The sequence below is a fragment of the Variovorax beijingensis genome (genome assembly GCF_007828835.1).
GTDB classification, from domain to species: domain Bacteria; phylum Pseudomonadota; class Gammaproteobacteria; order Burkholderiales; family Burkholderiaceae_C; genus Variovorax; species Variovorax beijingensis_A.
This window is the reverse complement of sequence record NZ_VIVL01000004.1, coordinates 457,951-481,909: the sequence shown is the minus strand read 5'-3', so window position 1 is coordinate 481,909 and position 23,959 is coordinate 457,951. Positions and strand designations below refer to the sequence as shown.

Sequence of the window (23,959 nt, the reverse complement as noted above, 5' to 3'; positions counted from 1 at the left end):
ACGTTTTTTTCTCGCACCATGTCCTCCCCTGCCCTCGCCCTGCCAGACGGCCGCGTTCTCGCCGTCGACGACCTCACCGTGCGCTTCTCGACCTCCGAGCGCACCGTCGATGCGGTCAAGAACCTTTCCTTCCACGTCGACCATGGCGAAACGCTCGCGGTGGTCGGCGAGTCGGGCTCGGGCAAGTCGGTGACTTCGCTCGCGCTGATGCGGCTGGTGGAACACGGCGGCGGCCGCATCCTGGACGGGCGCATGGCGTTTCGCCGCCGCAGCGGCGAAGTGCTCGACCTCGCGCAGGCGCGCGACGCCGAGATGCGCAACATCCGCGGCGCCGACATCGCGATGATCTTCCAGGAGCCGATGACCTCGCTGAACCCGGTGTTCACCGCCGGCGAACAGATCGCCGAGGCCATCCGCATCCACCAGGGCAAGAGCAACGCGGCCGCGCGCGCCGAGGCATTGCGCATGCTGGAGCTGGTGCGCATTCCCGAGGCGCGCAACGTGCTCGACCGCTTTCCGCACCAGCTTTCGGGCGGCATGCGCCAGCGCGTGATGATCGCGATGGCGCTGTCGTGCAAGCCGCAGCTGCTGATTGCCGACGAGCCCACCACCGCGCTCGACGTGACGATCCAGGCGCAGATCCTCCAGCTCATCCGCGAGCTGCAGAAGGAGATGCGCATGGGCGTGCTCTTCATCACGCACGACATGGGCGTGGTGGCCGAGATTGCCGACCGCGTGCTCGTGATGTACCGCGGCGACAAGGTCGAAGCAGGCAGCTCCGATACGGTGTTCGCTTCGCCGCAGCACCCCTACACCAAAGCGCTGCTGTCGGCCGTGCCCAAGCTCGGCGCGATGCAGGGCACTGACCTGCCCGCCAAGTTCGAGCTGCTGCGCACCGAGGGCACGCCCGAGACCGTGCCCTGCACAAGCACCACGCCGCAGAGCACCGTGCGCGAAGGCGCCGGCCCGATCCTGCGCGTGCGCGACCTCGTCACGCGCTTCGACGTGCGCAGCGGCTTGTTCGGCCGCGTGAAGCGCCGCGTGCATGCGGTGGAAAAGATCAGCTTCGACCTCTACCCCGGCGAGACGCTGGCGCTGGTCGGCGAATCGGGCTGCGGCAAGTCGACCACCGGCCGCTCGCTGCTGCGCCTGGTCGAGAGCCAGAGCGGCGCGATCGAGTTCGGCGGCCAGAACATCCGCGACCTGCCCACGCGCGAGCTGCAGGCCCTGCGCCGCAACATCCAGTTCATCTTCCAGGACCCGTTCGCCTCGCTCGATCCGCGCGTGACGGTCGGCTTCTCGATCATGGAGCCGCTGCTGATCCACAACATCGCCAAGGGCGCGGAAGCGCAGCAGCGCGTCGACTGGCTGCTGCAGAAGGTCGGCCTGCCGCCCGAGGTGGCGCAGCGCTATCCGCACGAATTCTCGGGCGGCCAGCGCCAGCGCATCGCGATTGCGCGCGCCCTCGCGCTCAACCCCAAGGTGGTGGTGGCGGACGAATCGGTGTCGGCGCTGGACGTGTCGATCCAGGCGCAGATCGTCAACCTCATGCTCGACCTGCAGCGCGAGCTGGGCGTGGCCTTCCTCTTCATCTCGCACGACATGGCGGTGGTCGAGCGCATCAGCCACCGCGTGGCCGTGATGTACCTCGGGCAGATCGTCGAGATCGGTCCGCGCCGCGCGGTGTTCGAAGCGCCGCAGCATGCCTACACCCGCAAGCTGATGGCCGCGGTGCCGGTGGCCGACCCGTCGCGCCGCCACAAGGCGCGCGCGCTGCTCGAAGGCGAGATCCCCAGCCCGATCCGCGCCGTGGGCGACGAACCCGACGTGCCGCCGCTGGTGCAGGTGGCGCCGGGCCACTTCGTGGCGCGGCACGCCATCGGCGGCGCCTTCTGAGCGACCGGCAGATTTTTTCAACCCGCAGGCCCTCCTGCTTTTTTTCTCGAACCGACTGGAGTTTCTTTCCATGAAGCAATCTTCTTCCTCCCTGCGATGGGCATCGGCACTGCTGGGCCTGGCCGCACTGGCTGCATCGGGCACGGCACTGGCCGCGAAAGACGTGGTGCTGTCGATCGGCTACCAGCCGGAAACGCTGGACCCGTACAACACCAACACCACCATCACCACGGCCGTGACCAAGACCTTCTATGAAGGCCTGTTCCAGTTCGACAAGGACCTGAAGGTGCAGAACGTGCTCGCCGAGAGCTACGACGTCTCGAAGGACGGCCTGGTCTACACCATCAAGCTGCGCACCGGCGTCAAGTTCCATGACGGCACCGACTTCAACGCCGAGGCCGTGAAGTTCACGCTCGACCGCGTGCTGAACCAGGACAACAAGCTGCTGCGCTACAACCAGTTCAACCGCGTGAGCAAGGTCGACGTGGTCAACCCCAGCACCGTTCGCATCACGCTGAAGGAGCCCTTCGGCCCCTTCATCAACTCGCTGGCCCACGCATCGGCCGCCATGATCTCGCCCACCGCGCTGAAGAAGTGGGGCAACAAGGACATCGCCTTCCACCCCGTGGGCACCGGCCCCTTCGAGTTCGTCGAGTGGAAGCAGACCGAAGCCGTCAAGGCCAAGAAGTTCGACGGCTACTGGAAGAAGGGCTTCCCGAAGATCGACAACGTCTCGTGGAAGCCGGTGCTCGAGAACAACACGCGCGCCGCGATGCTGCAGACCGGCGAGGCCGACTTCGCATTCCCCATTCCCTATGAGCAGGCCGACCTGCTGAAGAAGAGCGAGAAGCTCGAAGTGGTGGCCACGCCCTCGATCATCACGCGCTTCCTGGCATTCAACATGCTGCAGAAGCCCTACGACAACCCGAAGGTGCGCGAAGCCATCGGCTACGCCATCAACAAGGAAGCGCTGGCCAAGGTCGCCTTCGGCGGCTATGCCTTTCCCGCGCAGGGCGTGCTGCCCCAGGGCGTGAAGTACGCCGAGAAGATGGCTCCCATTCCCTACGACCTGAAGAAGGCCAAGGAACTGATGAAGGAAGCCGGCTACCCCGACGGCTTCGAGTCGGTGCTGTGGAGCGCCTACAACAACACGACCAGCCAGAAGACGATCCAGTTCGTGCAGCAGCAGCTCGCGCAGATCGGCATCAAGCTGCAGGTGCAGGCGCTCGAAGTGGGCCAGCGCACCGAGCAGGTCGATGCATGGCCCGATCCGAAGACGGCCAAGGTCCGCATGTACTACACCGGCTGGTCGTCGTCGACCGGTGAAGCCGACTGGGGCCTGCGCCCGCTGTTCGCCTCGGAAGCCTGGGCGCCCAAGCTGAACAACATGTCGTTCTACAAGAGCGAGGTGGTCGACAACGCGCTGGCCAAGGCGCTGGTGACCACGGACGAGAAGGAACGCACTGCGCTGTACAAGACCGCGCAGGAAGAGATCCGCAAGGACCTGCCGCGCGTGCCGATGATCACCGAGCAGAACCTGTCGGCACACGCCAAGCGTCTCTCGGGCGTGTTCGTGATGCCTGACGGCAACATCAACATCGACGCCATCGCCGTGTCGAACTGATCCCGGCTCCTTCGTTTCCTGACTGACTGCCCGGCGGGCGGTGGCACTGCGCCATCGCCCGCTCGCGGCAACCGCACCCCATGCTGAATTACTTCCTCAAACGACTGTTGGGCCTGATCCCCACGCTGCTCATCGTGGCGGTGCTGGTGTTCCTGTTCGTCCACATGCTGCCCGGCGATCCGGCGCGCCTCGCCGCCGGCCAGGACGCCGACGAGCAGACCGTGGCCATGGTCCGCGCAGAACTCGGCCTCGACAAGCCGCTGCCCCAGCAGTTCGTGAGCTTCTTCACCCACATGCTGCAGGGCGACTTCGGCACCTCGATCCGCACGCGGCGGCCGGTGTCGATGGAGATCGGCGAGCGCTTCTTCCCGACGGTGATGCTGACCATCACCAGCATGGTGTGGGCCGTGATCTTCGGCATGGGCATCGGCATCGTCTCTGCGGTGTTCCGCAACCAATGGCCCGACCGGCTGGGCATGACGCTGGCCGTGTCGGGCATTTCGTTTCCCGCATTTGCCCTCGGCATGCTGCTGATGCAGATCTTCTCGGTCCAGCTCGGCTGGCTGCCCACGGTGGGCGCGAGCAGTTGGAAGCACTACATCCTGCCCTCGATCACGCTGGGCGCCGCGGTGGCCGCGGTGATGGCGCGCTTCACGCGCGCTTCGTTCGTCGAAGTGATCCAGGAAGATTTCGTTCGCACCGCGCGTGCCAAGGGCGTGCGCGAGCGCACCGTCATCATCAAGCATTGCCTGCGCAACGCGCTGATCCCGGTGGTCACGATGATGGGCCTGCAGTTCGGCTTCCTGCTGGGTGGCTCGATCCTGGTCGAGGCGGTCTTCAATTGGCCGGGCCTCGGCCGCCTGCTGGTCGATGCCGTGCAGATGCGCGACTACCCCGTGATCCAGACGCTGGTGCTGCTGTTCTCGCTCGAATTCATCCTGATCAACCTCGTGGTCGATGTGCTCTACGGCTACATCAATCCCACCATCCGCTACAAGTGAGCAGGAAGCCATGACGCAAGCTACTGGCGTGACCGCCGAATCGATCACTCCGCCCGTGGTGGCGGTTCAAACCGCGGGCAAGGTCCGCACGCCCTGGGGCGAATGCTGGCGCCGCTTCAAGAAGCAGCCCGTGGGCATCGTTGCCGCGCTGTTCGTGCTGCTGCTGGTGTTCGTCGCGGTGTTCGCGCCGTGGATCGTGCCCTTCGACCCGGAGAACTTCTTCGACTACGACATGTTGAACACGGGGCCTTCGGCCACGCACTGGTTCGGCGTCGATCCGCTGGGCCGCGACATCTTCAGCCGCATCCTGATGGGGGCGCGCATCTCGCTGATGGCGGGCTTTCTCTCGGTGCTGGTGGGCGGTTTCGTCGGCACGGCCTTCGGCCTGCTCGCGGGCTACTACGAAGGCTGGTGGGACCGCATCGTGATGCGCATCTCCGACGTGCTCTTTGCCTTCCCCGGCATTCTTCTGGCACTGGGGGTGGTCGCCATCCTCGGCAGCAGCATGACCAACGTGGTGGTGGCGGTGTCGGTGTTCAGCGTGCCGGCCTTCGCGCGCCTGGTGCGCGGCAACACGCTGGTGCTCAAGCAGCAGACCTACATCGAGGCCGAACGCAGCATCGGCGCGTCGGACTGGACCATCATCGTGCGGCACATCCTGCCGGGCACGATCTCTTCGATCGTCGTGTACTTCTCGATGCGCGTGGGCACCTCGATCATTACGGCCGCCAGCCTCTCGTTCCTGGGCATGGGCGCGCAGCCGCCCACGCCCGAATGGGGCGCGATGCTCAGCGAAGCCCGCGCCGACATGGTGACCTCGCCGCACGTGGCGCTGTTCCCGAGCCTGGCCATCTTCTTCACCGTGCTGGCGTTCAACCTGCTGGGCGATGCGCTGCGCGACGCGCTCGATCCGAAGATCGACCGCGAATAATTCGATCTGTCTTCATGCCAGCGACCCCCCTGCCCTACATCGGCACCCTGCTGCAAGGCGCGCGCAACGCCATCACCGACGTCGAAGGCATCACGGTCGGCCACCGGACGCTCGACGACGGCGGCGTGCAGACCGGCGTGACGGTGATCCGTCCGCATGCGGGCGATCCGTTCCGCGACAAGGTGCCGGCCGCCGCCGTAGTGCTCAACGGCTTCGGCAAGAGCGTGGGGCTGGTGCAGCTCGCGGAGCTCGGCGTGCTGGAGACGCCGATTGCGCTGACCAACACTTTTTCGGTCGGCACGGTGGCGACGGCGCAGATTCGCCATTGCCTTGCGGCCAACCCCGAGAGCGGACGGTCGCTGCCGACGGTGAATCCGCTGGTCTTCGAGTGCAACGACGGCTTTCTCAACGACATCCAGCGGCTGGCCGTGACCGAGGCGGACTACCTGCACGCACTCGAGAGCGCCGGCGCCGACTTTGCGCAGGGTTCGGTCGGCGCGGGGCGCGGCATGTCGAGCTTCCAGCTCAAGGGCGGCATCGGCAGTGCCTCGCGGCGCATCTCGGCGCCCGGGGGCGGGCTGCACACCGTGGGCACGCTGGTGCTGGCGAACTACGGGCGCCAGCCGCAGCTGGTGCTGGCCGGCCATCCGGTCGGCGAACGGCTGGCCGCGCACGGCACGCGCGAATGCAGGGAGCCCGAGAAGGGCTCGATCATCATCGTGGTCGCCACCGATGCACCGCTCGACGCACGCCAGCTGCGCCGCCTCGCGCTGCGCGCGGGCGCGGGGCTGGCGCGCACCGGTTCGGTCTTCGGCCATGGCAGCGGCGACATCGTGCTGGCCTTTTCGACCGCCTACACCGTACCCGACCGCGTCGACCGCCCGATGCCGGCCATCGCGATGGTGCACGACGGGTTGCTCGACGGCCTCTTCCAGGCCGCCGCCGACAGCACCGAGCAGGCGATCCTGCATGCGCTCTGGCGCGCCACGGCCGTGACGGGCCGCGATGGCCATCACCGGGCGGCGCTGTCGGAACTGCTGCCGCCCTCTTCCCTTTCCTCTTCCTTCGCGCAACCGCACCCCCTCCCATGAAAGTCCTGATCTCCACCGACATCGAAGGCGTTGCGGGCGTCTACCACCACGAGCAGGCCCGGCCGGGCAACCCCGAGTACGAACGCGCGCGCCTGCTGATGGCGCACGAGGCGAGCGCGGCCGTTGCCGGCGCCTTCGAGGCCGGCGCCACCGAGGTGCTGGTCAACGATTCGCATGGCGGCTTTCGCAACATGCCGCCCGACGTGCTCGATGCGCGCGCCCGCGTGGTGCAGGGCAAGCCGCGCTACCTGAGCATGGTGGCCGGCGTGGAAGAGGAAGGCGTGGACGCCGTCTGCATGGTGGGCTACCACTCGCGCGCTCAGGGACGCGGCATCCTCGCCCACACCATCAACAGCTTTGCCTTTGCAGGCATCCGGCTCGGCGACCAGGAACTGGGCGAGGCCGGGCTCTATGGCGCACTGGCCGGCGAATACGGCGTGCCGGTGGTGATGGCCAGCGGGGACGATGTGTTCATTGCCGAGAACCGGGCGCTCTTTCCGCACGCGACCTTCGTGCAGACCAAGCGTGCCACGGGGTTCAACAGCGGGGTGTCGCTGTCGCCCGAACAGTCGCGCGCCGCCATCCGGGCCGGCGTGGCCGAGGCGCTGGCTGCGCGCGGCAATGCGAGGCCATTGGTGTTCAAGGGACCGCAGGTGGTCACTCTGCGCACGCAGTCGCCGATGATGGCGGATCTGTTCTGCCAGTGGCCGTCGTTCGAACGCATCGACGGTGTCACGCTGCGGTTTTCCGCTGAGACAGTCGAGGCCGCGGTGCGGATGCTGAACTGCTGTTCGGCGATGTCTTCGATGTTGCGTTGAGTTTTTTTGGGGTTCCGGGGCCGGGACTCGCCCCGGCGGGCGACTCACTTTCTTTGCTTCGCCAAAGAAAGTAAGCAAAGAAAGGCGACCCCTGCTGTCTGCGTCCCTCCGCTTCGCTGCGGGCAACCTGCGGTGCTCGACTCCGGCGGGGGTCCGCAGAACTCGCTCCACTGCGTTCCGCTCAGACAGCTGCGGCCCTGATCCCGCCTCCATCTGCGCTCCTCGGCGCAGCCAGAAGGGGTGGGAGCGGGCAGCCTTCGCTTCGCTCGGCCCCAAGACCAACAGCCCAACTCAATCCCAACCACCGCAGGCGCTGCGCGCCTGCGGTGGCTTGGCGGCCGAGCGCAGCAATGGCCCGTTCGGTTTGCCCTCCCCTCTGGCTGCGCCGAGGAGCGCAGGGTTTCGCGGATCAGGGCTCGCAGCTGTCTGAGCGAAGCGAGTTCTGCGAGACCCCGCGAAACCCGAGCACCGCAGGTTGCCCGTAGCGAAGCGAAGGGTCGCAGACAGTGGGGTCGCCTTTTCTTTGGCTACTTTCTTTTGGCGAAGCAAAAGAAAGTAGCTCGCCCGCCGGGGCGAGACCCGGCCCCGGAACCCCAAAACACCCCGCCCCAAAACCCCTCATCCACCCCCAACCAAGCCCCTTCCCCCTTATCCAGAATAAGCATCCAACCGCCCCGAAACCCGCATACCCATTGAAGAATAAGCTTATCCGCATAAAGCCCGAACCAAAAAATAGTTTGCTTCCATAAGGCCGGGTTTCAGAATCTCGGCTTCTTGCTGGGGCGCCCCGTTGTACGTGCGGCACCGCACTTCTTCAAGAAGATCACACGATGTACCAATACACAGAATTCGATCGCCAGTTCGTCCATCAGCGGGCTGCCCAGTTCCGAGACCAGCTCGAACGCTGGCAAAAGGGCCGCCTCCACGAAGACGAGTTCCGCCCCCTGCGGCTGCAGAACGGCTGGTACGTGCAGCGCTACGCGCCGATGCTGCGCGTGGCCGTGCCGTACGGCGAGCTTTCGAGCCGCCAGCTGCGCGTGCTGGCCAAGATCGCCCGCGAGTACGACGAGCCCGAAGCCGAGGTCTACCGCAAGGCCATCGAGACGCAGGGCCTGCTCGGCAGCCACAAGCTCCCCACGCACTACGCCCACTTCTCGACCCGCCAGAACGTCCAGTACAACTGGATTCCGCTGTCGAAGTCGGCCGACGTGATGGACCTGCTGGCTTCGGTCGACATGCACGGCATCCAGACCAGCGGCAACTGCATCCGCAACATCACGAGCGACGAGCGCGCCGGCATCGCGGTCGACGAAATCGCGGATCCGCGCCCCTACGCCGAAATCATGCGCCAGTGGAGCACGCTGCACCCTGAATTCGCCTTCCTGCCGCGCAAGTTCAAGATCGCGATCACCGGCGCCGCCGAAGACCGCGCCGCCACCGGCTGGCACGACGTGGGCCTGAAGCTCGTGAAGAACGAGGCGGGCGAGATCGGCTTCCGCGTGCAGGTGGGCGGCGGCATGGGCCGCACGCCCATCATCGGCACCGTGCTGCGCGAGTTCCTGCCGTGGCAGCAGATCATGAATTACCTCGAAGCGGTGATCCGGGTCTACAACCGCTATGGCCGCCGCGACAACATCTACAAGGCGCGCATCAAGATCCTGGTGAAGGCCGAAGGCCAGCGCTACATCGACGACGTCGAGGCCGAGTACAAGCAGATCATCGAGCACGACGGTGCGCCGCACACCATCACGCAGGAAGAGTTCGACCGCGTGGCCGCCTCCTTCGTGCCGCCGACGCTCGCCACCCGCGTGCTGCAAAGCGCCGAGAAGACCGATGCCGAGCTGCGTGCCCACGCCGCCGACGACGTGATGTTCGCGCGCTGGCTGGCCCGCAACGTGGCCGCGCACAAAAACCCCGCGCTGCGCGCCGTCACGCTCTCTTTCAAGCGCCTGAAGCAGGCGCCCGGCGATGCATCGGCCGCCCAGCTCGACACGCTCGCCGAACTGGCCGACCGCTTCTCGGCCGGTGAAGCCCGCGTCACGCACGACCAGAACATCGTGCTGCCCTGGGTGCATGCCGAAGACCTGCACGCGCTGTGGCTCGCCGCCCGCGCGGCCGGCTTTGCGAGCGCCAACGTGCACCTGCTGACCGACATGATCGCCTGCCCCGGCGGCGACTTCTGCGCGCTGGCCAATGCACGCTCCATTCCCATCGCCGAAGCCATCACCGAGCGCTACCAGGACCTCGACGAGCTCGACGACCTGGGCGAGATCGACCTGCACATCAGCGGCTGCATCAACTCCTGCGGCCACCACCACAGCGGCCATATCGGCATCCTGGGCGTCGACAAGGACGGCAAGGAGTGGTACCAGGTCACCCTCGGCGGCTCCGACGGCTCGGCCCTCAGCGGTGCGCCGCAGGCCGGCAAGGTGGTCGGCCCCTCGTTCTCGGCGGCCGAAGTGCCGGGCGTGATCGAGGCCGTGCTCACCACCTACCGCGACACCCGCGAAGGCGGCGAGACCTTCATCGACACCCTGCGCCGCGTCGGCCACGACCCGTTCAAGGCCGCGGCCAACGGTGCGCGCTTCAAGGTGGAGGAAGCGGCATGAATCGGCGCCTCAACATCCTTTCGGCCGAAGAACACATCGACGATGGCGACCCGAAGGTGCTGCAGCTGCCCAACGATGCCGATCCGCTCGCCATCGAGGTGTGCCTGGAAGACATCGAGCGCATCGACCTGAACTTTCCGAAGTTCACCGATGGCCGCGCCTACAGCCAGGCCTTTCTGCTGCGCCGCCGGCTCGGCTTCAAGGGCGACATCCGCGCCACCGGCGACGTGCTGATCGACCAGCTGGTGCAGATGGAACGCACCGGCTTCTCGAGCGCCGTGCTGAAGGAAGGCGTGGACGCCACCGATGCACAGCGCCAGTTCGACCGCTTCTCGGCCTTCTACCAGGGCGATGCGGTGCAGCCCGCGCCGCACTTCGCGGCCGGCACCTGAGCCCGCATGGGAACCATCGACATGAGCATCGCCACCACGGACATCGATTTCGCACGCATCAACGCCGAGCTCGGCCGCAACGCCGAGGGCCTGGTGGACTGGGCCATCGGCCTCGGCCAGCGCGCGATCGTCACCACCAATTTCCGCCCGTTCGAGGCCGTGATCCTGCACATGGTCACGCGCGCCAGGCGCGACGTTCCCGTGGTCTGGATGGACAACGGCTACAACACCGAGGCCACCTACCGCTTTGCCGACGAGGTGACGAAGCAGTTGGGCCTGGACCTGCACATCTACCTGCCGCGCCGCTCGCGTGCGCATCGCGAAGCGGTGGAGGGCCCGACGCCGGCGCTCGACGATCCGCGCCATGCCGCCTTCACGGAAGAGGTGAAGCTGGAGCCCTTTGCCCGCGCGCTGCGCGAGACGGCACCGAAGGTCTGGTTCACCGCGCTTCGGGCCACCGACACGGCCGTGCGCGCGCAGATGGACCCGGTCAGCGTCAACCCCGACGGCCTGATCAAGGTCGCGCCGCTGCTGCACTGGTCGTCCAAGGACCTGTACGCGTACTGCGAAGCGCACGGCCTGCCCAACAACTTCGACTACGTGGACCCTACCAAGGGCGAAGACAACCGCGAGTGCGGACTGCACCTCTCTCACTGAGAGTCCGCGCCGCACCGCTCCTCCGCATTCAGCACACCACCCGATGAACGCCCGCACCGAAACCGAACTGCTGCTGCCGCCCATGCACTCTCCCGCGCGCCTGTCCAACACCCACCTCGATGCGCTGGAAGAGGAAACCGTCTTCATCCTGCGCGAAGTGGCGGCCGCCTTCGAGCGCCCCACGCTGCTGTTCTCGGGCGGCAAGGATTCGCTGGTGCTGCTCAAGTGCGCCGAAAAGGCCTTCGGCGCCGGCCGCATTCCCTACCCGCTGCTGATGATCGACACGGGCCACAACTTCCCCGAAGTGACGGCCTACCGCGACCAGCGCGCGAAGGAACTGGGCGCCGAGCTGATCGTGCGCAGCGTCGAGGACTCGATGGCGCGCGGCACCGTGCGGCTGGCGCACCCCGGCGAATCGCGCAATGCGCACCAGTCGGTCACGCTGCTCGAAGCCATCGAGGAATTCCGCTTCGACGCGCTGATCGGCGGCGCGCGCCGCGACGAGGAAAAGGCGCGCGCCAAGGAGCGCATTTTTTCGCACCGCGACAGCTTTGGCCAATGGCAGCCCAAGGACCAGCGCCCCGAGCTGTGGACGCTGTTCAACACCCGCCTCGCCCCGGGCGAGCACTTCCGCGTGTTCCCGATCTCGAACTGGACCGAGCTCGACGTCTGGCAATACATCGAACGCGAGCATGTGGGCCTGCCGTCGATCTACTACACGCACAAGCGCGAGGTGGTCGAGCGCCGCGGCCTGCTGGTGCCGGTGACCGACCTCACCCCGGCGCGCGACGGCGAAACCGTGCAGGTACGCGACGTGCGCTTTCGCACCGTGGGCGACATCACGACCACATGCCCGGTCGAGAGCCTCGCGGCCGATGCGGGCGATGTGGTGCTCGAAACGCTGTCGGTCGACGTCAGCGAACGCGGCGCCACCCGGATGGACGACATGACTTCGGAAGCTTCGATGGAAAAACGCAAGAAAGACGGTTACTTCTGATGAGCGCGACGACTGCAACCCCTGCCGGCACCGACATTCACGGGGACACCGGCACCGCCCTGCGCTTCATCACCTGCGGCTCGGTCGACGACGGCAAGAGCACGCTGATCGGCCGTCTGCTGGTCGACAGCAAGACCGTGCTGCAGGACCAGCTCGCCGGCGTGCAGCGCGGCGGCGAAACCGACCTGGCGCTCCTGACCGACGGCCTCTCGGCCGAGCGCGAACAGGGCATCACGATCGACGTGGCCTACCGCTACTTCTCGACCGCCAGGCGCAAGTTCATCATCGGCGACGCGCCGGGCCATGAGCAGTACACCCGCAACATGGTCACGGCCGCCTCGGCCGCCGATGCCGCCGTGGTGCTGGTCGATGCCACCAAGCTGGCCTGGGCCGCCGAGGTGGAAGACGGCACCGTGGTCAAACGCGAACTGCTGCCGCAGACGCGCCGCCACACGCTGCTCGCCCACCTGCTGCGCGTGCAGTCGATCGTGTTCGCGGTCAACAAGCTCGACGCCATCGACGACGCCGGCCTCGCCTTCGAACGCATCTCGACCGCGCTGAATGCCTTTGCCGAAGCGGCTGGCGTGCAGGTGGCCGCCATCGTGCCGATCTCCGCCCTGAAGGGCTGGAACGTGGCCACGCGCCACGCCGACTGGGTCGGCTACGAGGGCCCGAGCCTGCTCGAGCTGCTCGAAGAGCTGCCGGTCACCGTGCAGGACGAGGCCGTGCCTTTCGCCTTCCCGGTGCAGTGGGTCGAGAAATTCTCGTCCTCGGCCGACACCTCGCAGGGCCGCCGCGTGTTCTGGGGCCGCGTGGCTGCCGGCCATGTCGAACCCGGCCAGCGCGTGACCGTGCTGCCCAGCAACCAGACCGCCACGGTCGCGCAGGTGCTGAGCCACACGCGCCAGCCCAAGGTGGTGCATGCAGGCCACAGCGCCGGCATCGTGCTCGACCGCGAAGTGGACGTGTCGCGTGGCGACTGGCTGCTGGCGCCCGGGGCCTTCGAGCCGGTGCGCGAAATCACCGCCACCGTGGCCTGGCTCGACGACGAGCCGCTGGTCGCAGGCCGCGTCTACTGGGCGCTGCAGGGCCACCGCTGGGTCAAGGCCAAGGTGGCGCGCATCGTCGACCGCGTGAACATCACCACGCTCGAATCCGAGCCCGCAACGCAGCTGGAAGCCAATTCCATCGGCGATGTGGTGCTTTCGCTGCAGCAGCCGCTGGCGGTGCTGCCCTTCACGCAATCGCGCGCCCTGGGCTCGCTGGTGCTGGTCGATACGGCCTCCCACAAGACCGCTGCCGCCGTGCTCGTGCAGCCCGCCGCCGCAAAGGCCTAAAATCTGGGGTTTTCCCCGACCTCACATTGACGTTAGAAGACAAATGACCCACGTCGTCTCCGAAGCCTGCATCCGCTGCAAATACACCGACTGCGTGGACGTATGCCCCGTGGATTGCTTCCGCGAAGGCCCCAACATGCTGGTGATCGACCCGGACGAATGCATCGACTGCGCGGTCTGCATCCCCGAGTGCCCGGTCAATGCGATCTATGCCGAGGAAGACCTCCCGGCCAACCAGATCGCGTTCATCAAGCTCAACGCCGAACTCGCGGTGGCCGATGGCTGGAAGAGCATCACCAAGCGCAAGCCCGCGCTGCCCGACGCCGAAGAGTGGAAAGACAAGACCGACAAGATCGGCGAACTGGTCCGTTGAACCCCGAAGGCCGAGCCCCCGTCGAAACCGATGCGCTGATCATCGGCGCCGGTCCGGTCGGGCTGTTCCAGGCCTTCCAGCTCGGCCTGCTTGAGATCTCCTGCCACATCGTCGATGCGCTGCCCGCCGCGGGCGGCCAGTGCGTGGCGCTCTACGGCGACAAGCCGATCTACGACATTCCGGGCACGCCGGTCACCAGCGGCCGCGGCCTCGCGCAATCGCTGCTCGAGCAGATTGCGCCGTTCAAGCCCCAATTCCATTTCGGCGAGCAAGTGGCCACGCTCGAAAGGCAGGCCGACGAGCGCCTGCTGCTGACCACCTCGGCCGGCACGGCTTTCCTCGCGAAGACGGTGTTCATCGCGGCGGGTGTCGGTGCCTTCGTGCCCAAGCGCATCGCGCTCGAAGGCATCGCGCAGTTCGAAGGCCGCTCGCTTTTCTATCACCCCGATTCGCTGGACCGCTTTGCCGGGCAGGCGGTGGTGGTGAATGGCGGCGACGACGTGGCGCTGGAAACCGCCGCCGCGCTCACGGCCATTGCGAAGCAGGTCACGCTGGTCCACCGCCGCGACGGCTTCCAGGCCGATGAAGGCCTGGTCGCCTCGATGCGCGCGCTGGTGGCCGAGGGCAAGCTGGCCTTCAAGGTTGGCCAGCCCACCGCCTTCGACGGCAGGCAACTGCAGATCACCACGCCCGATGCAACCACTGCCGATCTGCCGCTCGACGCGCTGATCGCCTGCCTGGGCATCTCGCCGCGCCTCGGCCCCATTGCCGATTGGGGCCTGGAACTCGAGCGCAAGCAGGTGCCGGTCGACACCGAGAAGTACGAAACCCGCGAACGCGGCGTGTTCGCGGTGGGCGACATCAACACCTACCCGGGCAAGAAGAAGCTCATCGTCTGCGGCTTCCACGAGGCCACGCTGGCCGCCTGGGGCGCCACTGCCATCGTGTTCCCGGGCAAGGCCGTACCGCTGCAGTACACGACTACCAGCACGCGGCTGCACGAGCTGCTGGGCGTGGCTAGTTCGCGCTAGGCAGCAGCAGCAGCGCGCGGTATTCGCCGATGAAGCTGCCGATGGCGGCGGCGAATCGGTCGATGTCCGCGTCGGTCAGCGGCAAAGACAGCACGATGAAGCCGCGCGGCGAGGCGTAGATGCCTTCGCCCAGCAGGTGAAAGAACAGCAGCTGCCGCAGCCGCCCGTCGACCGCCGCCAGGTCATCCACGCACCGCACCTCCCCGCGCACGAAATGCGCGTTCATCAGAGAGCCGGTGCCGGTGAACTGCATGGCCACGCCCTCCTTCGTGCACAGCGCATTGAGCCGCGCGCGCATCGCCTCGCCGCGCTCGGCCAGCGCGCCGGCCGCTTCAGGGGTGAACAGCTTCGTGAGGCCCGCGTACCCGGCCGCCATGGTCATCACGTTGTTGTTGAAGGTGCCCGAATGGGAGAGCGATCCCGTGCGCGGATCGAACTGCGCCATCACGTCCGAACGCCCGCCGAAGGCGCCGAACGACATGCCGCCGCCGATGTACTTGCCGAGCGTGGTGAGATCGGAACGGATGCCGAGCCTGTTGGCCAGGCCCTGCGGCCCCAGGCGCGAGGTCATGACCTCGTCGAAGATCAGCAGCGCACCTACCTTCGCCGCGCCATCGCGAAGTGCTTGCAGGAAGTCGAGGCGCCCCGGAATGCAGCCGCTCGCGCCCTGCATCGGCTCGACCAGGATCGCGGCAATCTCCGGCCCGTGCCTGGCGATCTGCTCGCTCGCAGCCTGCGCATCGTTGTAGGGCAGCACCAGGAAGTCGAAGGGCACCGTGGTCGGCAGCGGCTTGGCGCCGAAGCCGAGCACGCCGCCGTGGTAGCCGCCCGAGAACACCACGATCTTTCGCCTTCCCGTGAAGTGCAGCGCGGCCGTGAGCGCCATCAGGTTGGCCTCGGTGCCCGAGTTGGTGAAGCGCAGCTGCTCGATCTGCGGAAAGCGCTCGCAGATGGTCTTCGCGAGCCGGCCTTCGAGCAGGTTGTGGCCCGTGAGGTTGATGCCGCCCTGCATCGCCTCGAGCACCGCATCGCGGATCTCGGGTGCCGAGTGGCCATAGACGCCGGCCGTGTACTCGGCGATGAAGTCGGCATAGCGGTGGCCGTCGGCATCCCAGAGCGCGGCGCCCTCGCCCTTGGCAATGGTGAGCGGAAACGGCGCATAGAAAAGCACCGAGCGGCTGTTGGCGCCGGGCATGTAGCGCGCCTGCGCCTCGAACTGGCGCCGGCTGGCCGGGTTGGCCTCGGTGAAGCGCTGGAAGGCCTGGGCAAGAGACTGGTCGATTGCGGAATCGCTCATGGAACACATCCTCGAAGTGGTGGCATGCAGGTTGCCATATCCGGACCATGATCGATGGTTTGGAGGCAGGGCGCACAGGCTCGTACAATAGTTTCCGCTCTGCGCCACGGCGCGGAGCACCACCGCTAGGGGTGTCGAACCGGAATCCGTTCCGGGGCTGACTGAGAGAGTCCCTTTGAACCTGACTGAGGTAATCCTCGCGCAGGGAAGCTGGTCCGGCGGCCTGTCGCGTTGTCTCGCGCGATGGCCCCACCGCCGGAGCCTCGCCCACCTGCCAAACCTTTTGCACTGGAGCAACTGGATGGCACACGACGACGAACCTTCTTCCGCCAACGAGGCGCTGGCGCCCCTGCCCGCGTCGCAGCGCGCGTTCGGCTGGCACGACCACGCATCGCTCTGGTTCAGCCTGGGCGTCGGGCTGCTGGTGATGCAGATCGGCGCCTACCTGGTGCCGGCGGTGGGCACGCGGGACGCGGCCATCGCGATCGTGCTGGGCTCGCTGCTCGGCGCGGGCCTGCTGGCCTGGACCGCACGGCTCGGCTGCGAGAGCGGCCTGGCGAGCGCCGGGCTGATGCACGCCACCTACGGCAGCGCCTTCGCGCGGCTGCCGGTGCTGCTCAACATCGTGCAGCTGGTGGGCTGGACCACCTTCGAGCTCGTGATCATGCGCGAGGGTACGCAGGCGATCGGCCAGCAGGCCTTCGGCCTGGCGCTCGGCGGACCGCTGGGCGGCGCCCTCACCACGCTGCTCTGGGGCGCGGTGCTGCTGGCGCTTCTGGCCGGCTCCATGGTCAAGCTGGTGCGGCGCTTCGTGAGCCGCTTCGGCCTGCCGCTGGTGGTGCTGTCGCTGCTCTGGCTGAGCTGGCAGTTCGCAACCCGCCTGCAAGCCAAGGGCCTCGACGCCTTCTGGGCCCGGCCGGGCGATGGCGGCATGGGCATGTTCGGCGCGCTCGACCTGGTGATTGCCATGCCGGTCTCATGGCTGCCGCTGGTGGCCGACTACGCGCGCCACGGCAAGCGCAGCGCGGGCGGCCTGGGCAGCGCCTTCAGCGGCACCTGGATCGGCTATGCGCTGGCCAACGTCTGGTGCTATGCGCTCGGCGTGATGGTGGTGAGCGTGGCGGAACCGGGCACAGGCCTGGTCACCGCCCTGCTGCTCGCCCAAGGCGGGCTGGTGGCGCTGGGCCTGATCCTGATCGACGAACTCGACAACGCCTACGGCGATGTGTATTCGGGCTCGGTGTCCACCCACAGCCTGCTGCCGCGCTGGAGCGTGCGGCGCTGGGGCCTCCTGCTCGCGGCGCTGTGCACCGCGCTCGCGCTGGTGCTGCCGATGCATACGCTCGAGCCGTTCCTGCTGATGCTGAGTTCGGTGTTCGTGCCGCTCTACGGCGTGATCCTGGGGCGGCTGGGCACGCGCCAGGCGGTTTCGTCGGTGGGCATGCGTCGGGTCGACCTGGGCGCGGCGCTGATCTGGATTGCGGGCATCGCGGCCTACCATGCGCTCGCCGGGTGGGCGCCGCAGTTCGGCTCGGCACTGCCGACGCTGGCCGCGACCTTCCTGCTGGCCTGGGCCAGCCGGCCCAAGGCTACGCCGACGACGGCAGGCGGTGCGTCGGCACTGGCGCAAAGCCGTGGTTGAGCGGACCGTGTCCCGCGCCGGTCTTCACATGCGCGCCGGCGGCCATCGCGCCGAGGATGTAGGCGCGTGCGCGCTCGACGGCCTCGGGCAACGCCAGCCCCAGCGCCAGGTGCGCGGCAATGGCGGACGACAGCGTGCAGCCCGTGCCATGCAGGTTGCGGCTCGCGATGCGCTGCGAGGCCAGCCGCTTGCGCGTGCCGTCGGATTGCAGCAGCACGTCGACCACCTCGTCGCCCGGCAGGTGCCCGCCCTTGAGCAGCACGGCCTGCGCGCCGAGTGCCAGCAGTTCGTTGGCCGCAACGTCGAGCGCATCGATGCCGTCGATCGCATGGCCGATCAGCAAGGCCGCTTCGTCGAGATTGGGCGTGACCACCACGGCGCGCGGGAACAGCTCGCGCACCAGCACCTGCACGGTTTCCGAAGCTATCAGCCGGTCGCCGCTGGTGGCGACCATCACCGGGTCCAGCACCACGTTGGGCAGCCGGTAGTGATCGATGGCCCAGGCCACCACCTCGACCACCTCGGGTGCATGCAGCATGCCGAGCTTGACCGCATCGACGCCGATGTCCTCGACCACGGCCTGGATCTGCGCCTTGAGGAAAGCAGGCGGCACGCCATGGATGCCCGACACGCCGAGCGTGTTCTGCGCGGTGAGCGCCGTAATGGCTGTCATGCCGTAGCAGCCAAGCGCCGCGAAGGTCTTCAGGTCGGCCTGGATGCCGGCACCGCCGCCGCTGTCGGAGCCGGCGATCGAGAGCACGCGTGCGTAGCGCAGGGGCGCTTGGGGCGCGTCGGAAAGTGCTTGGGTCATGCTGAAAATTATCGGCGACCGGCCCTGCCTTTCTCCCTCCCCTCCCGGGGGAGGGCTGGGGTGGGGGCAAGCGGCGTGTCTACCGCGCGCTCTGCCCGCCCCCATCCCAACCTTCCCCCAGCGCGGGAAGGAGCAAGGCCATGAGCCTCCCATTCCAATCCGCCGCCATCCTCGGCGCGGGCCTCATGGGCCGGCTGCTCGCGGTCACGCTCGCTCAAGCCGGCTGCAAGGTCGAGCTGTTCGAGGTGGGCAGCCCCGAGGCCGAAGGCGCCGCCGCGCGCGTGGCGGCCGCCATGCTCGCGCCGCTGGCCGAATCGGCCGTCGCGCCGGTGCCGGTCGTGCGCATGGGGCAGTACGCGCTGGGCCGCTGGCCCGAGCTGCTGGCGCCGCTGGCGCAGCCTGTGTTCTTCCAGCGCGAAGGCACGCTGGTGCTGTGGCACCGCCAGGACGCCGCCGAGGCCGCGCGGCTCGCGCGCGTGCTGGCGCGCACCGGCACGCAGGTGTCCGAGCTCGCCCCGATGCGCACGCTCGACGGCAGCGGGATTGCCGCGCTCGAGCCGTCGCTCGGCCAGCGCTTCGCACAGGGCTTGTTCCTTCCGGGCGAAGGCCAGCTCGACAACCGTGCGCTGCTCGCTTCGCTGCTTGCCACGCTGCAAGCCTGCCCGGGCGTGAAGCTGCATTGGCAGTCGCCACGCGAACCCGGCGATTTTTCTCCGGGCGCGCCGGGCCAGCCCGACTGGGTGATCGACTGCCGCGGCCTCGGTGCCAAGCCGCAGTGGAGCGCGCTGCGCGGCGTGCGCGGCGAGGTCATCCGCGTGCACGCGCCCGAGGTGGCGCTGCAGCGGCCCACGCGGCTGGTGCATCCGCGCTATCCGCTCTACATCGCACCCAAGCCGGGCAGCGTGTTCGTGATCGGCGCGACCGAGATCGAGTCGGACGACATGTCACCCGCCAGCGTGCGCTCCACGCTCGAACTGCTCAGCGCGGCCTACGCGGTGCACAGCGGCTTCGCCGAAGCCCGCATCCTCGAGATCGCGACCCAATGCCGGCCCACGCTGCCCGACAACCTGCCCGCCATCCGGCAGCCGCAGCCGCGCGTGCTGCAGATCAACGGCCTGTACCGCCACGGTTTCATGATCGCGCCCGCGGTGCTCGATTCGGCCATGGAGCTGCTCGTGCACGGCCGCTCGGCACTGGCGCAGAAGCTCGGCCTGGAGACCTCCCAAGCATGACGATGAACGTCCTGATCAACGACAAGCCCTACACGCTGCCGGACGGCGCCACCGTGATCGACGCGCTGGCCGCACTCGATGCCGTGCCGCCGTTCGCGGTGGCCGTGAACCGCGAGTTCGTGCCGCGCTCGGCCCATGCGGCGCGCGCACTGCAGCCCGAAGACCGCATCGAAGTGATCCGCCCCGTGACCGGCGGCTGAGCCAGGCAACCCACAGAGATGGAGACAACACACACCATGACAACGACCGCATCTTCCAATCCGGACAACGACCCGCTGGTCCTCTACGGCCAGACCTTCCAGAGCCGCCTGCTGCTGGGCACCGCGCGCTATCCCTCGCCGGACCTGCTCGAAGCCGCGGTGAAGCGCGCCAAGCCCGCCATGCTGACGGCCTCGTTGCGCCGCCAGTCCGCCAGCCCCGGCGCGAGCGACAGCGGCAACGGCTTCTGGGAGCTGCTGCGCCGGCTCGCGGTGCCCGTGCTGCCCAACACCGCCGGCTGCCACAGCGTGCAGGAAGTGATTGCCACCGCACAGATGGCACGCGAGCTGTTCGACACGCCGTGGATCAAGCTCGAACTCATCGGCGACGACTACACGCTGCAGCCCGACACGCTGAACCTCGTCGACGCCGCATCGCAGCTGATCCGCGACGGCTTCCAGGTGCTGCCCTATTGCACCGAGGACCTCGTGCTGTGCCAGCGGCTGGTCGACGTCGGCTGCCAGGCCGTGATGCCCTGGGCGGCACCCATCGGCACCGGCCGCGGGCCTGTCAATCCCTACGCGCTGCAGCTGCTGCGCGAGCGGCTCGACGTGCCGATGCTGGTCGATGCGGGCCTGGGCCTGCCATCGCATGCCTGCCAGGTCATGGAATGGGGCTACGACGGCGTGCTGCTCAACACCGCCGTGGCGCTGGCGCAGGACCCGGTGTCGATGGCCGGCGCATTTGCCGACGCCGTGCAGGCCGGCCGCGCGGCCCACCGCGCCGGTGCCATGGCCGCGCAGGACTCGGCGCAGCCCAGCACGCCGGTGCTCGGCACGCCCTTCTGGCATCACGCAGCATGAACGCTTCAACCGATTCCCGCGCCATCTCCCACCCCATCGTCGCAGCCCACGGGCTGCGCTTCGGCGCCGCCACGGCCGCGGCCATTTCGGCCGGCCGCTTTTCCTCGGACGATCCGGTGTATCGCGGCGCGAAGCAGGCCTGCACCGCGCTCGGCTTCATCGAGATCGATGCCGAATGCCTGGCGCGGGCCTGGCAGGCGCAGACCGTGCGCAACGGCACCTTCGATGCCAACCAGTGGCCCGAGACGCCCGCCGATTTCGGCATGCGCGCGTTTCCGCCCACCGAACGCGCCGACGCCTTCGCGCCCTGCCCCGAGCGGCTCGGCCTCTACGCCGTGCTGCCCGATGCGCAATGGGTCGGCCGCATGGCGCGCGCCGGCGTTCCCACGGTGCAGCTGCGCTTCAAGTCCGACGACGCGGCAGCCACTGAACACGAAGTGCATGCGGCCGTCGATGCCGTGCGCGGCACGGGCGCGCTGCTCTTCATCAACGACCACTGGCAGACGGCCATCGCCGCGGGTGCCTATGGCGTGCACCTGGGCCAGGAAGACCTCGACGCGCTCTCGCCCGAACAGGTGCGGCAGATCCGCGATGCGGGCCTGCGGCTCGGCGTCAGCACCCACGGCTATGCCGAGATGGTGCGCGCCGATGCGGTGAGCCCGAGCTACATCGCGATGGGCGCGGTGTATCCGACCACCCTCAAGAAGATGGCGACCGCGCCGCAGGGCGTGGCGCGTCTTGCGGCCTATGCGCGCCTGCTGCGCGGCTATCCGCAGGTGGGCATCGGCGGCATCGATGCGGTGCGGCTGCCAGAGGTGCTGGCCACCGGCGTCGGCTCGGTCGCCGTGGTACGCGCGCTGGTCGCCGCAGAAGATCCCGAGGCCACGGCCGCGCAATGGATGGCGGCCATGGGCGCCGCCTCCGCATGAATGAACCAATGACACAAAAGCAATTCCGATCCTGGCCGCTGTTGCCGATCTCTCATGCAGTGGGCATCGCCCTTCTTCTGGCGGCCGGCGGCGCGCAGGCCCAGCAGCCAACCGATCTGCCCGCCATCACGGTGAACGAAAGCAGCGCAGCCCCGCAAGCCGACGTGAGCGGCTTCGGCGACGTGCCGCTGCGCGAACTTCCGCTCTCGGCCACGGTGGTCGACAGCACGCAGCTTCGCGCGAGCGGCGCGCGCCGCCTCGCCGACCTCACGCAGTTCGATTCGTCGGTGACCGATGCCTACAACTCGGCCGGCTACTGGGACTACCTCACGGTGCGCGGCTTCGTGCTGGACAACCGCTTCAACTACCGGCGCGAGGGCCTGCCGATCAGCGCAGAGACATCGATCCCGCTCGACAACAAGGAGCGCATCGAGATCCTGCGCGGCACCAGCGGCATCCAGGCCGGCACCAGCGCGCCGGGCGGCCTGGTCAACTACGTGGTCAAGCGGCCCACCGAGCAGGACCTGCGCACGCTGCGCATCGAAACCACCAGCCGCGGCAGCGTGCTCGGCGCGCTCGACCTGGGCGGGCGCTTCGGTGCGAACCGCGAGTTCGGCTATCGCCTCAACGTGGCGAACGAAAACCTCAGGCCGCTCGTGCACAACCTCGACGGCAACCGCAACCTGTTCTCGCTGGCGGGCGACTGGCGCATCACGCGCGATTCGGTGCTCGAGTTCGAAATCGAGCGCAGCCACAAGACGCAGCCAAGCCAGAACGGCTTCAGCCTGCTGGGCAGCACGCTGCCCGCGCCAGTGGACCCCAAGATCAACCTCAACAACCAGCCGTGGTCGCAGCCTTCGGAGTTCAACGCGCTCACAGGCAGCGTGCGCTTCAGCCAGGCGCTCAATGCCAACTGGCGCTGGAGCGCGCAGATCGGCCAGCAAAGGCTCAAGACCGATGACCGGCTGGCCTATGCCTTCGGCTGCGGTGCCGAGGGCAATTACGACCGCTACTGCTCCGACGGCACCTTCGACTTCTACGACTTCCGCAGCGAGAACGAGCGGCGCACGCAGACTGCCGGCAGCCTGAATCTCAAGGGCAACGTGATGACCGGCAGCGTGCGGCACGAGCTCGGCTTCGGCCTGCTCGCGAGCCGCGTGCGCAACCGCTTCCAGGACCAGGCCTACAACTACGTCGGCACCGGCAACGTCTGGGCCACCGCCATCGTGCCGCCCGACCCCACGCTGACCGACGCCAACACCAACCGCGACGAGCGTTCCACCGAGCTCTCGGTGCAGGACGCGATCCGCTGGAACAGCCGTTTCACCACCTGGCTCGGCGTGCGCCACACGCGGCTGGACCGCGACAGCATCCGCACCGATGGCACGCGCCCCACCGGCTACAAGGACGGCATCACCACCCCATGGATCGCCGCCAGCTTCGCCATCCAGCCGGGTCTCCTGGCCTATGCGAGCTGGGGCAAGGGCGTCGAGTCGCAGGTGGTGCCGAACAAGAGCTCGCAATACACCAATGCCGGCGAGGCGCTGCCCGCGCTGACCTCGCGCCAATGGGAGCTCGGGCTCAAGGGCGGCAGCGACGCCTTCGCCTGGCAGCTCGCATGGTTCGACATCAAGCGCCCGATGACGAACCTCGATGCCTGCAACCGGCTCGGCACCACGCCCTGCGACGGACGCTACGACGGCAGCGCCGTGCACCGCGGACTCGAAGCGGGCGCGCAGTGGAACACGGGGCCCTGGCGCCTTGCGGGCAGCCTGACATTGATCGATGCCAAGCGCCGCGGAAGCACGGCCGAGCCCGTCACCAACGGCCAGTCGCCCACCAACGTGCCCAAGCAGGTGCTGCGCGCGCAGGCCGGCTACCGCGTGGCTTCGGTGCCGGGCCTCGAGCTGCTCGGACAGCTCTCGCATGAAGGCCGCCGCAACGTGCTGCCCGATGGTTCGATCGCGCTGCCCTCATGGACACGCGTCGATGCGGTGCTGCGCTACGACACGCGGATGCGCGGCGTGAACACGAGCTGGAGCATCGCCATCGACAACCTGTTCGACCGCCGCTACTGGAAGGAATCGCCCTACCAGTTCGGCCACGTCTATCTCTTTCCAGGTGCGCCGCGCACGCTGCGCCTGGGGTTGAGCGTGTCGCTCTGAGCGCGGGCCCAAAAAATTTTCAGAAATTTATTACGTCCGCATTGGTGTACTCAAACGACGCAAAA

21 protein-coding genes and 1 riboswitch are annotated in these 23,959 nt (G+C 67.8%); of the genes, 19 read left to right on the top strand and 2 right to left on the bottom strand.

Annotated elements, in window-relative coordinates; translation table 11 throughout:
* Window positions 1–18: 18 nt before the first annotated feature.
* The 13 genes from FB547_RS15800 (at window position 19) to FB547_RS15735 (ending at window position 14,757) form a co-directional block, all read left to right on the top strand.
* Window positions 19–1,896, top strand: a complete 1,878-nt coding sequence (locus FB547_RS15800; protein WP_145743717.1) for a dipeptide ABC transporter ATP-binding protein — start codon at window positions 19–21, stop codon at window positions 1,894–1,896.
* 70 nt (window positions 1,897–1,966) lie between these two features.
* The gene (gsiB, locus tag FB547_RS15795) at window positions 1,967–3,520 is read left to right on the top strand and encodes a glutathione ABC transporter substrate-binding protein GsiB (RefSeq protein ID WP_145743715.1); all 1,554 of its coding nucleotides are present in this window, start codon (window positions 1,967–1,969) and stop codon (window positions 3,518–3,520) included.
* Between the two features lie 80 nt (window positions 3,521–3,600).
* Window positions 3,601–4,521, top strand: a complete 921-nt coding sequence (gene gsiC / locus FB547_RS15790; protein ID WP_145743714.1) for a glutathione ABC transporter permease GsiC — start codon at window positions 3,601–3,603, stop codon at window positions 4,519–4,521.
* A 10-nt stretch (window positions 4,522–4,531) separates the two neighbouring features.
* Complete coding sequence (gene gsiD / locus FB547_RS15785) at window positions 4,532–5,452, top strand: glutathione ABC transporter permease GsiD (protein WP_027730556.1); 921 nt, start codon at window positions 4,532–4,534, stop codon at window positions 5,450–5,452.
* A 14-nt stretch (window positions 5,453–5,466) separates the two neighbouring features.
* Window positions 5,467–6,543 (top strand): P1 family peptidase, encoded by a 1,077-nt coding sequence (locus tag FB547_RS15780; RefSeq protein WP_145743712.1) that lies wholly within the window; start codon window positions 5,467–5,469, stop codon window positions 6,541–6,543.
* Entirely contained in the window at window positions 6,540–7,361 is an 822-nt protein-coding gene (locus tag FB547_RS15775; protein ID WP_145743710.1) for a M55 family metallopeptidase, read from the top strand. Before FB547_RS15780 ends, FB547_RS15775 begins: the two co-directional genes overlap by 4 nt.
* Window positions 7,362–8,191: 830 nt before the next feature.
* Window positions 8,192–9,970: a nitrite/sulfite reductase gene (locus FB547_RS15765; RefSeq protein WP_145743707.1), complete on the top strand. Its 1,779-nt coding sequence runs from the start codon at window positions 8,192–8,194 to the stop codon at window positions 9,968–9,970.
* Window positions 9,967–10,362, top strand: a complete 396-nt coding sequence (locus FB547_RS15760) for a DUF934 domain-containing protein (RefSeq protein ID WP_145743705.1) — start codon at window positions 9,967–9,969, stop codon at window positions 10,360–10,362. Before FB547_RS15765 ends, FB547_RS15760 begins: the two co-directional genes overlap by 4 nt.
* Before the next feature lie 21 nt (window positions 10,363–10,383).
* On the top strand, window positions 10,384–11,019 hold the full coding sequence (locus FB547_RS15755) for a phosphoadenosine phosphosulfate reductase family protein (RefSeq protein WP_145743885.1): 636 nt from the start codon (window positions 10,384–10,386) through the stop codon (window positions 11,017–11,019).
* Window positions 11,020–11,062: 43 nt separating this feature from the next.
* The gene (gene cysD / locus FB547_RS15750) at window positions 11,063–12,016 is read left to right on the top strand and encodes a sulfate adenylyltransferase subunit CysD (protein WP_145743704.1); all 954 of its coding nucleotides are present in this window, start codon (window positions 11,063–11,065) and stop codon (window positions 12,014–12,016) included.
* Window positions 12,016–13,353: a sulfate adenylyltransferase subunit 1 gene (locus tag FB547_RS15745; RefSeq protein ID WP_145743702.1), complete on the top strand. Its 1,338-nt coding sequence runs from the start codon at window positions 12,016–12,018 to the stop codon at window positions 13,351–13,353. The genes cysD and FB547_RS15745 overlap by 1 nt, the downstream gene beginning before the upstream one ends.
* Before the next feature lie 43 nt (window positions 13,354–13,396).
* A complete protein-coding gene (gene fdxA, locus FB547_RS15740; RefSeq protein ID WP_145743700.1) occupies window positions 13,397–13,726 on the top strand; it encodes a ferredoxin FdxA in 330 nt (109 codons plus the stop codon).
* The gene (locus FB547_RS15735; RefSeq protein ID WP_145743698.1) at window positions 13,723–14,757 is read left to right on the top strand and encodes an NAD(P)/FAD-dependent oxidoreductase; all 1,035 of its coding nucleotides are present in this window, start codon (window positions 13,723–13,725) and stop codon (window positions 14,755–14,757) included. The genes fdxA and FB547_RS15735 overlap by 4 nt, the downstream gene beginning before the upstream one ends.
* On the opposite strand, the gene FB547_RS15730 is transcribed toward FB547_RS15735, so the two are convergent.
* Window positions 14,744–16,054 (bottom strand): aspartate aminotransferase family protein, encoded by a 1,311-nt coding sequence (locus tag FB547_RS15730; RefSeq protein WP_145743696.1) that lies wholly within the window; start codon window positions 16,052–16,054, stop codon window positions 14,744–14,746. The genes FB547_RS15735 and FB547_RS15730 overlap by 14 nt on opposite strands.
* Window positions 16,055–16,171: 117 nt before the next feature.
* Window positions 16,172–16,279: riboswitch (TPP riboswitch) on the top strand.
* Between the two features lie 76 nt (window positions 16,280–16,355).
* Here FB547_RS15730 and FB547_RS15725 point away from each other — a divergent pair.
* Window positions 16,356–17,696: a purine-cytosine permease family protein gene (locus tag FB547_RS15725; RefSeq protein ID WP_145743694.1), complete on the top strand. Its 1,341-nt coding sequence runs from the start codon at window positions 16,356–16,358 to the stop codon at window positions 17,694–17,696.
* Here FB547_RS15725 and thiD read toward each other — a convergent pair.
* Window positions 17,644–18,507: a bifunctional hydroxymethylpyrimidine kinase/phosphomethylpyrimidine kinase gene (thiD, locus tag FB547_RS15720; protein ID WP_145743693.1), complete on the bottom strand. Its 864-nt coding sequence runs from the start codon at window positions 18,505–18,507 to the stop codon at window positions 17,644–17,646. The genes FB547_RS15725 and thiD overlap by 53 nt on opposite strands.
* Window positions 18,508–18,647: 140 nt before the next feature.
* Here thiD and FB547_RS15715 point away from each other — a divergent pair, with 140 nt between their 5' ends.
* Genes FB547_RS15715 through FB547_RS15695 form a run of 5 tightly spaced genes read left to right on the top strand, consistent with a single transcriptional unit; the run spans window position 18,648 to window position 23,894 of the window.
* Entirely contained in the window at window positions 18,648–19,739 is a 1,092-nt protein-coding gene (locus FB547_RS15715; RefSeq protein WP_145743691.1) for an FAD-dependent oxidoreductase, read from the top strand.
* Window positions 19,736–19,939 (top strand): sulfur carrier protein ThiS, encoded by a 204-nt coding sequence (thiS, locus tag FB547_RS15710; RefSeq protein WP_145743690.1) that lies wholly within the window; start codon window positions 19,736–19,738, stop codon window positions 19,937–19,939. Before FB547_RS15715 ends, thiS begins: the two co-directional genes overlap by 4 nt.
* Before the next feature lie 36 nt (window positions 19,940–19,975).
* On the top strand, window positions 19,976–20,800 hold the full coding sequence (locus tag FB547_RS15705; protein WP_145743688.1) for a thiazole synthase: 825 nt from the start codon (window positions 19,976–19,978) through the stop codon (window positions 20,798–20,800).
* The gene (gene thiE, locus FB547_RS15700) at window positions 20,797–21,729 is read left to right on the top strand and encodes a thiamine phosphate synthase (RefSeq protein ID WP_145743686.1); all 933 of its coding nucleotides are present in this window, start codon (window positions 20,797–20,799) and stop codon (window positions 21,727–21,729) included. Before FB547_RS15705 ends, thiE begins: the two co-directional genes overlap by 4 nt.
* Window positions 21,726–23,894 (top strand): TonB-dependent siderophore receptor, encoded by a 2,169-nt coding sequence (locus FB547_RS15695; protein ID WP_145743685.1) that lies wholly within the window; start codon window positions 21,726–21,728, stop codon window positions 23,892–23,894. The genes thiE and FB547_RS15695 overlap by 4 nt, the downstream gene beginning before the upstream one ends.
* The last annotated feature ends 65 nt before the right edge of the window (window positions 23,895–23,959 follow it).